This is a genomic window from Streptomyces sp. HSS9-12 (genome assembly GCF_054963655.1).
This window is the reverse complement of sequence record NZ_JBUEGC010000087.1, coordinates 1-13740: the sequence shown is the minus strand read 5'-3', so window position 1 is coordinate 13740 and position 13740 is coordinate 1. Positions and strand designations below refer to the sequence as shown.

General features: G+C 71.2%; 13 protein-coding genes and 1 pseudogene. 6 read left to right on the top strand and 8 right to left on the bottom strand.

Going from position 1 to position 13740, the window contains the following annotated elements; all coding sequences use genetic code 11:
- Nucleotides 1–61: 61 nt before the first annotated feature.
- Both ACY34J_RS28220 and ACY34J_RS28215 read right to left on the bottom strand, forming a co-directional pair.
- Nucleotides 62–562, bottom strand: a complete 501-nt coding sequence (locus ACY34J_RS28220) for a hypothetical protein (protein WP_462729474.1) — start codon at nt 560–562, stop codon at nt 62–64.
- Nucleotides 563–716: 154 nt separating this feature from the next.
- Entirely contained in the window at nt 717–1625 is a 909-nt protein-coding gene (locus ACY34J_RS28215) for a LysR family transcriptional regulator (RefSeq protein ID WP_462729473.1), read from the bottom strand.
- Between the two features lie 74 nt (nt 1626–1699).
- On the opposite strand from ACY34J_RS28215, the gene ACY34J_RS28210 reads away from it, so the two are divergent.
- Entirely contained in the window at nt 1700–2701 is a 1002-nt protein-coding gene (locus ACY34J_RS28210) for a DMT family transporter (RefSeq protein ID WP_462729472.1), read from the top strand.
- Here ACY34J_RS28210 and ACY34J_RS28205 read toward each other — a convergent pair.
- A complete protein-coding gene (locus tag ACY34J_RS28205; protein WP_462729471.1) occupies nt 2692–4023 on the bottom strand; it encodes an aminotransferase class I/II-fold pyridoxal phosphate-dependent enzyme in 1332 nt (443 codons plus the stop codon). The genes ACY34J_RS28210 and ACY34J_RS28205 overlap by 10 nt on opposite strands.
- 36 nt (nt 4024–4059) lie before the next feature.
- On the opposite strand from ACY34J_RS28205, the gene ACY34J_RS28200 reads away from it, so the two are divergent.
- Together ACY34J_RS28200 and ACY34J_RS28195 are read left to right on the top strand one after the other, a co-directional pair.
- Entirely contained in the window at nt 4060–4731 is a 672-nt protein-coding gene (locus tag ACY34J_RS28200; RefSeq protein ID WP_462729470.1) for a pyridoxamine 5'-phosphate oxidase family protein, read from the top strand.
- 7 nt (nt 4732–4738) lie between these two features.
- Nucleotides 4739–5380 (top strand): FMN-binding negative transcriptional regulator, encoded by a 642-nt coding sequence (locus ACY34J_RS28195; RefSeq protein WP_462729469.1) that lies wholly within the window; start codon nt 4739–4741, stop codon nt 5378–5380.
- On the opposite strand, the gene ACY34J_RS28190 is transcribed toward ACY34J_RS28195, so the two are convergent.
- Together ACY34J_RS28190 and ACY34J_RS28185 are read right to left on the bottom strand one after the other, a co-directional pair.
- Nucleotides 5377–6351 (bottom strand): EamA family transporter, encoded by a 975-nt coding sequence (locus ACY34J_RS28190; protein WP_462729468.1) that lies wholly within the window; start codon nt 6349–6351, stop codon nt 5377–5379. The two genes, ACY34J_RS28195 and ACY34J_RS28190, sit on opposite strands and share 4 nt — an antisense overlap.
- A 168-nt stretch (nt 6352–6519) precedes the next feature.
- Nucleotides 6520–7521 carry an EamA family transporter gene (locus tag ACY34J_RS28185; protein WP_462729467.1) on the bottom strand — a complete coding sequence of 334 codons (1002 nt, stop codon included), beginning with the start codon at nt 7519–7521 and terminating at the stop codon, nt 6520–6522.
- A 254-nt stretch (nt 7522–7775) separates the two neighbouring features.
- On the opposite strand from ACY34J_RS28185, the pseudogene ACY34J_RS28180 reads away from it, so the two are divergent.
- Nucleotides 7776–8197: pseudogene (locus ACY34J_RS28180) on the top strand (type II toxin-antitoxin system Rv0910 family toxin).
- A gap of 84 nt (nt 8198–8281) precedes the next feature.
- Here ACY34J_RS28180 and ACY34J_RS28175 read toward each other — a convergent pair.
- The gene (locus ACY34J_RS28175) at nt 8282–8890 is read right to left on the bottom strand and encodes a PadR family transcriptional regulator (RefSeq protein WP_462729466.1); all 609 of its coding nucleotides are present in this window, start codon (nt 8888–8890) and stop codon (nt 8282–8284) included.
- A 136-nt stretch (nt 8891–9026) separates the two neighbouring features.
- On the opposite strand from ACY34J_RS28175, the gene ACY34J_RS28170 reads away from it, so the two are divergent.
- Nucleotides 9027–9848, top strand: coding sequence for a PhzF family phenazine biosynthesis protein (locus tag ACY34J_RS28170; protein ID WP_462729465.1), 822 nt, complete (start codon nt 9027–9029; stop codon nt 9846–9848).
- Nucleotides 9849–9940: 92 nt separating this feature from the next.
- On the opposite strand, the gene ACY34J_RS28165 is transcribed toward ACY34J_RS28170, so the two are convergent.
- Nucleotides 9941–10741, bottom strand: a complete 801-nt coding sequence (locus ACY34J_RS28165; RefSeq protein ID WP_462729464.1) for a CPBP family intramembrane glutamic endopeptidase — start codon at nt 10739–10741, stop codon at nt 9941–9943.
- An 86-nt stretch (nt 10742–10827) separates the two neighbouring features.
- Entirely contained in the window at nt 10828–12363 is a 1536-nt protein-coding gene (locus ACY34J_RS28160; protein WP_462729463.1) for a glutamate-cysteine ligase family protein, read from the bottom strand.
- A 483-nt stretch (nt 12364–12846) separates the two neighbouring features.
- Between ACY34J_RS28160 and ACY34J_RS28155 the strand changes: the two genes are divergently transcribed.
- The gene (locus ACY34J_RS28155; protein WP_462729462.1) at nt 12847–13434 is read left to right on the top strand and encodes a hypothetical protein; all 588 of its coding nucleotides are present in this window, start codon (nt 12847–12849) and stop codon (nt 13432–13434) included.
- Nucleotides 13435–13740 lie beyond the last annotated feature (306 nt).

Genomic DNA, 13740 nt, shown 5'->3' with positions numbered 1-13740 from the left:
ACAGATGCACGGCCGAGCCGGGTTCCCCCTGCTCCGCCACCGCATCCCCCTCCAGTGATCACTACACAGCGGTACCACCGATTACAGGACAGAGCCGTTCGTTTGACAGACCCAACTCCAGCGCGACCTCCAGCGCGAACTGACCTACGACGGACTGCGCGCCGCCGAGGCCAAGGGCAGCAAGGGCGGACGCCGCCCCGCCGTGGCGGCCGCGAAGACCGACGCCGTACGCACCGCGTATCTGGAGGGCCGATCCATCGCCGCCCTCGCCCGCGAACACGGCGTCAGCCGCGGCGCGATCCGCACGGCGGTCGCCGACCTCATGCCCGACCACACCGCAATCGAGGAGGACGTCCCCGCCCCGGAGCTGCCGGTCACCCTCGACATGCCGGGCAAGGTCGCCGACTTCCTCAGCGCGGCCGACCTGGAGCCCGCCGAGCGGGCCGCGCTCGACCAGGGGGTGACCGTACGGCGCGGTCAGGGCTACACCCTTCGCGTCACGGCCGTGCCAGCGGTCCACCGCCAACTCCTTGCCCGCTGCCAGCCGCTCGACGGCGGCCAAGGTGTCCCCGCGGTCCCGGCCGTACCCGCAGGTCAGGGGCTACTCCGTTGTTTTTTCGGCGAGTACTACTGGGACCCCATGACGGGCGGCACGCCTGGCTGCGGCTCACCCCCGGAGTCGGTGGTGTCCTGGGACCTCCCAAGATCCCTCCGGGCTAGGGCGTGTCGACGGTCTGCGCGGCCGTGCGCAGCGCGTCCACGGCGGCTCGTATCGACGGGCGGCGGTCCGCGTCCGCCCGCCAGATCGCGTAGATGTGCCGGCGCATCTTGTGCCGTACGGGCACCACGCGCACCCCGGCCGGCACGGGCCCGCGGCCCAGTCGGGGCGCGATGGCGACCCCCAGCCCCGCCGCGACCAGTGCGAGCTGGGTGTGGTGCTCCTCGGCCATGTGCGAAATGCGCGGCTCCACTCCCTTGCCGCGCAGGGTGAACATCAGCCAGTCGTGGCAGAACTCGCCCTCCGGCCAGGAGATCCACTCGTCGTCCGCGAACTCCTCGAGGTCGACCTCCTTCCGGTCGGCCAGGGGATGGGTCGCGGGCATCGCCACATCGGCGGGGTCGTCCAGCAGCGGCGCCTTGGCCAGCCCGTCCGGCATGGACAGCGGCTTGTTGTACCAGTCGAGAACCACCGCGAGGTCGACGTCCCCTCGCACCAGCCGCGGCACCGACTCATCGGGCTCCATCTCCTGGAGCCGGACGCGCAGCTGCGGGTGGTGGGCGCGCAGCGCGGCGAGCGCGGAGGGGAACAGGCCGCGCGCGGAGGTGGGGAACGCTCCGAGGAACAGCTCGCCGACCGCCTGGCCGCGATGCGCCTCGAGGTCCGCCTGGGCCATCTCGACCTGGGACAGGATGCGTGCCGCGTGGTCCGCGAGCAGCCGTCCGGCGTCAGTGAGGCGCACTCCGCGGCCGTTCTTGGCGAGCAGCTGCTGCCCTGCCTCGCGCTCGAGCTTCGACATCTGCTGCGAGACGGCGGAAGTCGTCACATGGAGCCCGTCGGCGGCTGCGCTCACCGATCCATGGCGGGCGACGGCATCCAGCGTCCGAAGGCGCTCCAGGTTCAACATGTAAGTGATACTAACCTATGGCAGCCACGAAAACTCGCTTGTTCTACGAAGTTTCCCCGGCCATCGTTGTAGCCATGAGCCCCGTCGCCGCTTCGTCGCAATCCACTTCGGACGCCCGCGCTTCCGCCTCCCCCGCCGCGCCCAAGGCCGCGCCGGCAGCCACCACCGGCCCAGCCCTTCGCCGTCCCGCCGTGGACTGGCGGATCCGTTTCGCCGCTCTCTGCCTCATCTGGGGCTTCAGCTTCCTTCTCATCAAGGTCGGCACCCAGGCGTACGCGCCCCTGCAGGTCACCCTCGGGCGGATGGTGTTCGGCACTGCGGTGCTCGTGGCAGTGCTGGCACTGAAGCGAGAGCGGCTGCCTCGCGGGGCCCGCAACTGGGGCCACCTCGCGGTGGCGGCCTTCCTGCTCAACGCCCTGCCGTTCTCGCTGTTCGCCTACGCGGAACTCACCATCCCCTCCACCCTCGCCGGGATCTGCAACGCCACCACACCCCTGTGGGGGATGGTGCTGTCGATGGTCGCCCTGTCCGACGACCGTCCCACGCGGCGGCGGGTCGCCGGTCTCGGTATCGGGTTCGTGGGTGTGCTGATCGTGCTTGGCGCCTGGCAGGGCTTCTCGGGGCAGGACCCGGTGGGCACCGTGTTCGCGCTGGTCGCCTCGCTCTGCTACGCGGTCGGCTGGATCTACGTCCGGCGCACGCTGACCGGTTCGGGCAGTTCCAACCTGGCGATGTCCGGCGCGCAGCTGATGCTCGGCACCCTCCAACTGGCCGTGGTCACGCCACTGTTCACCTCACTCCCGATGTCCTTCCCCGTCCTTCCGCTGCTCTCCGTGGTGGCGCTGGGTGCGCTGGGAACGGGCTTCGCCTTCCTGCTGCAGTACGGGCTGGTCGCCGAGGTCGGTCCGACGACCGCGACCCTGGTCACGTACTTCATCCCGGTCATCGCGACGGCCGCGGGTGTGCTGCTGCTCGGCGAGCACCTGACCTGGAACACCCCCGTGGGTGCGCTGATCGTGCTCGCCGGCGCCGCCCTGACACAGAGCCGGGCGCGGGCCGCCCGCCGTCAGTCGTAGCGCCCCGCTGGTGCCGGGCCGGTCGCGGACGCGAGAGCGCCGGCGACCGGCCCGATGTCGTCCTGGGACAGCGGCGACACGGTGACCCGCACGCCCGGAGGCGAGGACATGCGGAAGCGCGCTCCGGGCGCTACGGCCCAGCCGGACTGCAGCAGCCGAGCGACGGCCCCCGTCTCATCGGGGACGGGCACCCATACGTTCATGCCGGTGCGGCCGTGAGCTTCGACGCCTCGCCGCCGCAGTGCGCTCACCAGGGCATCGCGCCGGGCGGCGTACGACGCGGCGACCGCCCGAGCGTCCACCGCGCCCGTGCGCCACAGGTGCACCACGGAGTCCTGCAGCAGATGACTGACCCAGCCGGCGCCCAGCCGCTGGCGGCCACGCACCCGGTCGACGGTGACGGAGTCGCCGGTGAGCACCGCCAGCCGCAGGTCGGGCCCGTACGCCTTGGCGACTGACCGGACCAGCGCCCAGCGCTCGGACACTCCCGCCAGCGGATGCAGGGGCACATCGACGATCCCGTGGCCATGGTCGTCCTCGATAAGGAGCAGATCGGGGCGGGCGGCCAGGACGGCGCGCAACGCCTCGGCGCGCGCCCCGCTGATCGCCGCTCCGGTCGGGTTCTGGGCGCGGGCGGTGACCACCAGGGCGCGTACGCCCTCACGCAGCGCACGCTCCAGGCCTTGTGGAAGCAGCCCTTCATCGTCGACGGCGACGGGCACCGGGCGCAGCCCGAGCGCGGGGATCAAATCCAGGAAGCTGCCCCACCCCGGGTCCTCGACCCCGACCGCGTCGCCCGGCCGGAGGTGGGCGGCGAGCACCCGCTCGATCGCGTCGAGCGATCCGGAGGTGACGGCGATCGGGCCATCAGGCACCCCGTCGGCATCGAACGCCTCCCGCGCCATCCGCTCCAATTCGGGAGCGACGGCCGGGTCGCCGTAGAGCGCCGGGCGCCGGGCATAGCGGTCCGCGGCCGCGGCGAGCGCGTCGCGGAGCGGCGGAAGCAGCGCCGGGTCGGGGTTGCCGGTGGACAGGTCCCGGACGCCGGGCGGGGCCTCGATACGGATCGACTCCCGGGGCGTACTGGCCGGGCGCGAGCGCACCCGGCTGCCGCGCCGCCCCGCCGTCTCGATCACCCCACGGTCACGGAGGATGCGGTATGCGGCCGCGACCGTATTCGGATTGACGCCCAGCTCCGCAGCCAATTCCCGCAGCGGCGGGAGAAGTTGATTGGGCATCAGATAGCCGGCACCGATGCCCCGCTCCACGCTCGCGGCAATCTCAGCTGCACGACGCCCCGCGATCCGATAATCTCCTAGCACAAAACAAATTATGCACTAGCTCAATCGGAGAGCGCAATGAAGGACACCGCTACCTACGGGCACACCGAACTGACCACGCCCACCCGCGGCCGCGACCGGGCCTCCTACGACCGTGAGCTGGTGCACGCGATCCTCGACGAGGGGTACGTCTGCCACCTGGGGTTCATACGTGACAGAGCCCCCGTTGTGCTGCCCACGCTCTACGGACGGGTGGGTGAACGGCTGTACGTGCACGGTTCGACCGGCTCCCGCCCGCTGCGGATGGCCGGTGAGTCCCAGGGCAGCGACGCCGGCCTGCCGGTCTGCCTGACCGTGACGCATGTCGACGGCCTGGTGCTGGCCCGCTCCGCCTTCCACCACTCCGTCAACTACCGCTCGGTGGTGGTGCACGGAACCGCCCACCAGGTCACCGACCCGGCGGAGCGCGCGGCTGCCCTGGACGCCCTGGTCGACCATGTGCTGCCCGGCCGTGCCGACGACTCCCGCCGGGCCAACGCCAAGGAACTCGCCGCGACCGCCGTCCTGCGGCTCGACCTGGAGCAGGTCTCGGCGAAGGTCCGGACCGGTGGCCCGGGCGACGAGCCGGAGGACCTGTCGCTGCCGTACTGGAGCGGTGTCCTGCCGGTCACGCCGGCGTACGGTGCTCCGATTCCGGCCGACGACCTGGACTCGTCCATCGCTGTCCCCGCCTACCTCACCGCCCGGTGAGGCCGCCGTGCTCATCCATCCCTGGGACGCGGCCCGCGACGACGCCGAATGGCAGGAGTGGCTGGCCGGCCATGACTTCGGACAGCTCGCCGTCAACGGTCTGCCGGGGCAGCCGCCCGCCGTCCAGCCGCTGCACTTCGCCTACGACGCCGCGCGCGGGGAGGCGGTCACGCACCTGGCCCGCCCCAACCCGGTCTGGCAGGCCCTCGAAGCCGACCCCGCCGTACTGCTGAGCGTTGTCGACGACTACGCGTACGTGCCCACCTCCTGGCAGGCGGACGAGGGGGCGCCGCCCGAGCACGGCGTGCCGACGAGCTTCTACGCCGCCGTCCAGCTCCGCTGCACCGCGCACATCGTCGACGACCCGGACGAGAAGGCGGCGCTGCTGCACCGCCAGCTGGCCCACCACCAGCCGCACGGCGGGTACGCGCGCGTGGCGCCCGGCGAGCCGCCGTACGGTCGACTGCTGCCGGGCATCCGCGGCCTGCGCCTCGAAGTGACCGAGGTGCGGGCCAAGTTCAAGTACGCCGGCCGCAAACCGGAGGCGGTACAGCGGCGGATCGCGGCGGGCCTGGCGCAACGGGGCGGCCCGCGCGACAACGCCGCGCAAGCCCACCAACTCCGCCGTCTCGCCCTGCCCCCCGCCTAGGCGGGGGCTGCGCGGGTGGCCGTGGCCACGCGGGTCTCGGCCACGGCAAGGCCCGCCACCGCGCCCAGCAGCAGCACCGTGCCCAGCACGGTCGCCGTCGTGAGCCGCTCCCCGAGCACCACCACGGCGATCACCGCGGCGCCGACCGGCTCGATCAGCATGATCACCGAAGCCGTGGCAGCCCGTACGACCGCGGCCCCCGCGAAGTAGAGCCCGTAGGCGAGCGCGCTCGGCACCGCGGCCGTGTACACCAGCAGCATCAGCACCCGGCCGGGATCAGCCGCGTGCGGCAGCAGCCCCTCGGCGACGCCGAACGGCAGCAGGCACACCGCACCCACGCCGAACGCCCATGCCGTCGTGGAGAACCCATCAGCGCCGCCCGCACCGCCCCGTCCCAGCCACCGGGTCAGCAGGGTAATGGCCGCGTATCCGGCCGCCGCGACCAGCGCCAGGACCACGCCGAGCGGCCGCACCACGCCGCCACCGCTGCCGAGGACCAGCACCACCAGGCCGCCGAGCGCACCGGCCACGGCGGCCACCCCGCCGCGCCCCAGCCGCTCGCCCATGGTCAACCGCGCCCCGAGCGCGATGAGCACCGGTCCGGCGCCGAGCGTGACCACGGTGCCGACCGCCAGCCCGGTCTCCCGGACGGCGGCGAAGTAACCGGTCTGAAATACCGTCAGGCCGATCCCGGTGGCGAGGATGCGCAGCAACCGGCGACGGAGCGGCTCGGCCGTCGCGGGAGCGGCATCCGCGGCGCGGCGGCGGCGCAGGCCCAGTGCGGCCAGCAGCAGCACGAGACCGCCGGCATAGCGCCAGAACGACAGGGCGACGGGGCCCAGGTCGCTGGCCCGGTAGAGCATGGCGGCCGCCGCGCCGGCGGTGCTCCAGGCGACGCCGGCCACGATCAGATAGAGCAGACCCCGCCCGACGGGCAGGCCGACAGCGGATTGAACAGCAGAATTCGACACGTGCGTGATCTCCACGGAACGGAAGAGAGAAAGGGACGCTTGGCTCCGTGTGCGGGCAGCGGCGACCAGCCCGGGGCTTCACCCGGGCTTCTGTCTTCCGGGGTGAGCCGCCCGCCCTATGCGGCGGGGGGCGGCAGCACGAGAGCAGTCGAATGCATGATCGTCACCTTACGCCGCCGGTGAACCGGCGGGCAATTCAGCGGACTCCTGGCTTCCGGCGACCCCGGGCAGCGCTCCGGCCACCGGCTCGGCGGAGGGCGCCTTCGGCGTCGAGGCCTGTGCGATGAACGCTCCGGCCAGCACCAGCGCACCGCCGATGATCTGGGGCGCCCCCAGGTGCTCGCCCAGCAGCACCCAGGCGAGGACCGTCGCGACGACCGCCTCCAGGCAGGCCACCACACCCGCGACCTGCGGCGAGAGCCGCCGTATGGACAGCACGCCGGTCAGATAGGCGGTGACCGTCGCGATGAGCACGATCCACCCGAGCAGCAGCGCCGCCGGCACGTGTGTCCCGTCCATGTCCGCCCGGCCGGCGAGCACCGTCCAGTCCATCCCCCACGGCCGGGCCACGAGGGTGAGCACCGCGGCGCCGATGAGCAGCCCGTACGCGATGACGCCGATCGGGTCCGCCGCGTCCTCGCCGTCACTGCCGTGATCCGCCAGCACGAAGTAGCCGACCTGGCAGCAGGCAGCGCCCAGGGCGAGCAGCAGTCCGAGCAGGTCGAAGCTCAACCCGGTCCACACCTCGACGACTCCGGCGAGGCCGGCGACCGCGAGGACGACGCCGACGGCCGCCGCACGGGTGACGGGGCGCCGCTGTACGAAGCGCACCCAGCCGAGGAGGAGTGCCGGCCCCAGGTACTCGACGAGCAGGGCCACACCGACCGGGATACGGGAGATCGCCGCGAAGTAGCAGGCCTGCACGCCCGCCACCGCGAGCAGCCCGAAACCGGCGAGCAGCGCGGGACGGCGGTGCAGCAGACCCCGGTGGCGCCAGGCCACGGGCAGCATGACGAGCGCGGCGCCGGCGACCCGCAGCCACACCACATGCAGCGGGCTGAGCCCCGCCTCGATCAGCGGCTTGGCCGCGACCCCCGATCCACCGAATGCGAACGCCGACGCCAAGGCGAGGCCAAGGCCGACGTTCCTCCCCGAAGAAGACACGTGCATCGGACCATGATGACAGGCGACGACAGGAGCTTCATCACCTATACCCCTGACATCCGCAGTGCGGAACCATCAGTTCCGCAGCAGCACCTCGACCGCCCGGCATGCACCGCCACGGCGAGCACGCCGACCCGCTCGACCCATGCAAGCCAGCACCATCGCCAGCATCTGACGGCTCATCAGTATTGAATGTTCGACCAGCGACGGCTACGTTCCGCCGCGTCGCCCGACGCAGCGCACTCAGAAGGGGTGGTCGCATGGCCGAGGTCAGTGTTCAGGCACGGATCGACGCACCGGCGGAGAAGGTCTGGGAGCAGTTGACGGACTTCACCTCACACGCGAAGCGGAGCGCCACCCACACCAGCTTCCCCGGTGGCGGGCCGACCCCCTCGAGACCGGCGCCACCTACCACATAAAGCTCATGGGCTTCCCGGCCGAGGCGACCTGGACGGTGGAAGCCCTCGAGCCGGCCCACCTGTTCACCATCAAAGGCACGGGCCCGATGGGCGTCAACCTCAGGACGCGATACGAACTCACGCCGGACGGCGAGCGGACGCAGGTTCGCATCCACGGCGAGTTCACCGGCGCCGCCGTGACGCTGATGGCCGGCAAGCTCAAGGAGTCCGCGACCGCCGCCCTCAAAGAGTCGCTGCGCAAGCTCGGCGGTCTGGTGGCGTAACCCTGGCGCCATGAGACGAGCGACGACTCCCGGAGCGTTCCCCCCGATACGCGGTCCGCGATCCCATAAGGAACGCCGCGTACCTCAGTCCTCCTCGGCGAGGATCAAATACAGCTCCTTCCGCGCCTTGTTGATCACCGCGAGAGCCTTGTCGCGCTGCTCGGGCGTACCGGTGGCCCAGACCTGCCGGAACGCCTCGACCAACCCGGATCCGGCCTTGCGGATCTCGTTCATGGCTTCCCAGTCGATGCCGCGGCCGGCCTCCTCCCAGGGAGCATCCGGCCCGGCGTCGGCCTCGGCACGCCCCTGGTCGGTGAGCTCGAAGAGCTTCTTGCCGCCCTCACTCGCACTGCTGATCAGGCCCTCGTCCTCCAGCAGCTGAAGGGTCGGATAGACCGAGCCCGGGCTCGGCTTCCACGCCCCGCCGCTGCGCTCGGCGATCTCCTGGATCATCTCGTAGCCGTGCATCGGCCGGTCCTTCAGCAGCGCCAGGATCGAGGCGCGCACATCGCCGCGCCGCGCCCGGCCGCGCGGGCCGCGGCCGCGGCCGCCCCAGGGCGGCCCTCCGAAAGGCGGCCCGAACGGCCCGAACGGCCCGAAGGCTGCGCGCCGCCCCTCGACGTCTCCCTGTCCGTGATGGCCGGGTCCGCAGTTTCCGCGCCCGTGCCCTGACCCATGTCCGTGGGAACGCATTCTCATCCCTCCATCGTTGATCTTTCGCGATATCTCAACGATATATCGAAGTAGCTCGCACAACAAGGCCCTGCCGGTCCAGGAGCTGGGAATTGGCCTTGGCCGGGAGCCTGACCGGCGCCCTAAGCTCGCGATCATGAGGATCCGTATCGTCGATGCCTTCACCGACCGGCCCTTCGCCGGAAATCCGGCCGGCGTCCTGCTGCTGGACTCCACCGCCTTCCCCGAAGACCACTGGCTGCAGCGGGTCGCGACCGAGGTCAACCTTTCGGAGACGGCCTTCGCGCACCCGCTGCCCGCGAGCGCCGAGGCCGACTGGGCGCTGCGCTGGTTCACGCCGAAGACCGAGGTCACCATGTGCGGCCACGCCACCTTGGCCGCCGCGCACGTCCTGAAGACCACCGGCGCCGGCGGCGGCACCGTACGCTTCGCCACCCGCAGCGGAGTCCTGTCCGCGACCGCGAACACCGACGGCTCGATCACGCTGGACTTCCCGACCGCCCCACTCACCGCACTCGACGTACCGGGCGACCTGGCCGCCGCCCTGGGCGCGGAGATCCTCTCCGCCCACGACACGGGCCCGAACGTCGGCGACCTTCTGGTCGAGCTCCCCGACGAGAAGACCGTGCGGGACCTCACACCGGACCTGGCGGCCATCGCCCGGCTCGACCACCGCGGCATCATCGCGACAGCGGCAGCCGACGACCCGTCCCGCGGCTACGACTTCGTCTCGCGCTTCTTCGCGCCGGCCGTCGGCATCGACGAGGACCCGGTGACCGGGAGCACACACACCGCACTGGCCCCGTACTGGACCGCCCGGCTCGGACGCGACGAGCTCACCGGCCTGCAGGTGTCGGCCCGTACCGGCCTGGTCCGCACCGCGCTGCGCGGCGACCGTACGCTCCTGGGCGGGACGGCCGTCACCGTCATCGACGGCGAGCTGCTCAGCACCGCATGACCCACCGGGGGCGGCTCGAGCGGCCGTGACGCATATTCAGGCCCCCGGCTCAAGTCTCAACCTGAGGTTCAGAGTGAGCCTTGAGTCCCGGCTCAGGCCGTGGGCAGCCAGCCCACGTGACCGGCCAGCGACGCGTACCCGACGAAGGCCACGATGTCGATGAGCGCATGCGCGGCGACCAGCGGCCCGACCCGCCCCCATCGGCGGTAGAGCAGCACAAAGACCACGCCCATCACCATGTTGCCGACCAGCCCGCCGATCCCCTGGTACAGGTGGTACGAGCCGCGGAGCACCGCACTCGCCGCCAGCGCGCCCATCGGGGTCCATCCCAGCTGCCCGAGCCTGCGCAGCAGGTACCCGACCACGACGACCTCTTCCAGCACCGCGTTCTGGATCGCGGAGGCGATCAGCACGGGGATCTTCCACCACACGTCCGGCAAGGACTCCGGGACCACGGTGAGGTTGCCGCCCAAGGCCCGGACGCTGAGGTAGAACAGCAGCCCGGTGCCGCCGATCGCCGCCGCGACGGCGGCCCCCGCCCCCAGGTCGAACCGTGGCCTGCGCCGGTCGAAGCCGACCGCCCGCAGCCCGCCGGCGCCCTCCCGCAGCAGCAGGTGCGCCACGAGCACGACGGGCACCAGCGCCGTGGCGATGTCGAAGACCTGCCAGGCGAGATCCAGCCATGGCCGTCCGGGGGCAGCCGAGACGTTGAGCTTCGCCGCCTGGTCCTTCAGCCCGCCCGGCTTGGTCACGGATCCGACAAAGCTGATCAGCGCGGACACCGCACTCGCGCCGACCGACAGGGCCAGCACGATCAGTGTTTCGCTCCGCAGGATCCGCGGCGAGAGCCGCTGGGCGGGCGAATCGGCCACCAAGCCCGACTCCGTCTGCACACTGCCTCCCGGTCTGTCACCCCCGCCTGGTCCGTACCGCCGTCACGGCCGGAAGGGGAACGGGCCCACCGTACGCCGACGCGGGCTCAGTACCGCGGCCGGACCGGGAAGACGCTGGGCTCGGCCGGGAGGCCGGCGGGCCAGGTGTGCACCGGCTCGCCCGTGCGCATGAGCTCGCAGTACCGGCGGGTGGTCGCCGCCAGCGCGGCCGCCCGGTCCAGCCCGCGCTCCAGCCCCTGGTGGAAGGCCGCCGCCTGCCAGGACGCACCGTTCACCCGCCGCCGGCAGCGCTCCTCGATGATGCCGAGATACCGGTCCCGGTCGACGGGTTCGACTCCCCAGGCGTCCAGGCCGGCCTCGGCCATCGGCAACAGCTCGTCCAGCACCAACCGGGCGGCGGGGACGTCTGTCACGCCACCCGAACGGCCGTGGCGCGGCCAGCGGAGGGTGGCCTCGATGCCGTAGCGGCATGCGGCATCGAAGTTGGCCGAGGCCTCGGCGAAGGACAGCCGCGACCAGACGGGGCGCGACTCGTCCGCCAGCGTCCGGACGAGGCCGTAGTAGAAAGCGGCGTTCGCGATGACGTCGCTGACGGTGGGTCCGGCAGGCAGGACCCGGTTCTCCACCCGCAGATGGGGCAGGCCTTCGGCAACGCCGTACACGGGCCGGTTCCACCGGTAGACGGTGCCGTTGTGCAGGACGAGCTCCCGCAGCTGCGGTATGCCGCCCTCGTCGAGGACCCTCAGCGGGTCCTCTTCGTCGCAGATCGGCAGCAGCGCCGGGAAGAACCGGAGGTTCTCCTCGAAGAGGTCGTGTACGTCGGTGATCCAGCGCTCGCCGAACCAGGTGCGCGGCCGTACGCCCTGTGCGGTGAACTCCGGCGGCCGGGTGTCCGTGGCCTGTTGGAACAGCGGCGGCCGGGACTCGCGCCACAGCTCCCGGCCGAAGAGGAACGGCGAGTTGGCTCCTACGGCGATCTGTACGGCGGCCACCGCCTGGGCGGCGTTCCAGACGGAGGCGAAGCGCCCCGGCGTCACCTGGAGGTGCAGCTGCACCGAGGTACAGGCCGCTTCGGGAGCGATGGAGGAGCTGGTGTACGTCAGGCGCTCCACACCCTCGATATCCAGGGCGATCTCCTCGCCCCGGGCGGCCAGGATCTGGTCGTTGAGGAGCATGTAGCGATCGACCTCGGACAGGTTCGCGGAAACCAGGTCGTGCGCGGCGAGGGTCGGCAGAATTCCGATCATCACGATCTCCGCGGACAGTTCCTGCGCTTTGCGATCGGCATATGCGAGGCCAGTCCGCAACTCCTCGGCAAGCCGGTCCAGAACCCGCCCGGACAGCCGGTGCGGCACAATGTTCACTTCAAGGTTGAACTGCCCCAGCTCGGTCTGGAAATCCCCGCTCGAGATGCGCTCCAGAACCTCAGCATTCATCATGCGCGGCATCCCGTCGGCACCTGCGAGATTCAGCTCGATCTCGAGGCCCATCAGATTCTTGGGCCGGTCGAACTTCTTCTCCTCCAGTAGCCGTTCCAGGCCTTGCAGGCACCGCCGCAGCTTGCCGCGGTACCGCTGCCGATCGGACAGGTCGAACCCGCCTGCCACGACCTTCTCCCCCATCGAAGCGTCCCTCCTCGAGTGGGCCGCCCGCGACGCCAGCGGCGGGTCACGGGTCGATGATGCCCAGGCAATGTGATCGATAACGCCCGGCGGACACCACATGCCCGCTATGCTCGTTCGTACACTCCGTGCGGCACATTCCATCGGCATAGCGCCTTGTCCCGGGCCCGGCGCATTGTCTGGTGAGAAACACCGACAGGAATCGGCCCACCGCTTGCTGGGCATAACTGGAGGCAGCGGACCGCGGCAGGGGTACAGATGAGGTGCAACCCCCGCACAGTAAGGGCCGAATAACGCCTTGCCGGCAATACGCATGACGGCTAGCGGAAACACCGTGTGAACAAACGTCGTATAAACTTCGTGAACGAGGCACTGACATTGCACCGCCGGCATTCGTTCTTCGGCCGCTCTGGCCTGCACGCTGACGGCGCCGTCCGCACCCTGCCCCGCTCCACGTGTCTCCCTAGCGAGAGGCGACCCACCATGCCGCTGCTTCTACCTCCGGCACCCAAGCCAGCCCTGCGCAGCGCCCTCACGGCCCTCGGTTCTCCAACCGCCGTCAGTGACCCGCGTACACCGGCTCTGCGGTCCGCGTCCGGTCCCCTGAGCGCCGAGCTCCCCCTTCCAGTCCATGTCCTGGACCGGATCACCAAGCCGGGCCGCCGGCCACGCACCCGCCTCGCCGGGTGGCGCTTTCTCATCCGCAGAGGCGATCGGATGGTGGCCGCTGCCGAGACGATGCTGACGCCGGACGGTTGGGCGTTCTCGCACTTCTTCGAGGGACCCTACGTGCCCTCCACGGAACTCGCACTGCGGCAGGCGGAAGCCATCGCGGGCTCGTTCCAGCCGCGGCTGCTGTCCGTACCCGAGCTCTACATGCTGACCCTGTGGCTGCACGGAGACACCCTGGCCGACGCGGCCGGAGGCCACCCCGAGCCCACGGATCTGCTGGTGCCCCTCGCCCCGGCTCCCCCGGGGATAGCGGCGCACCGCCCGCACCGGGTAGCGGACCTGCTGCCGGTGCTCACCCTGCGGCTGTCAACGACCTCCCTGCTGGGGTCCACCGCCTGACCTCGCCACAGGCGGTGCCTCATGGCACAGGCTGTGCGGAGCGTGGTGCGCAGTGCCCCGCGACCGGTGGTCGCGGGGCACCGTGCTGTCCGGCCCAAGGCCGCCTGGACCGAGCGGACCAGCCCCGGACTTCGCAGGCCACCCGATCGTGAAGATCAAGTGGTCGTAGCTGATCACTCGCCGATCGGGACCGTAGTTGGCGATAGCGATCCCGGTCCGGCTCGGTCGAGATCGGACTCCGAGAGGCCGCTGCGGCGAACCTTTTCGGTGACCTGCGAAGTACGGGAACCAGTGCCGCGTCAGCCA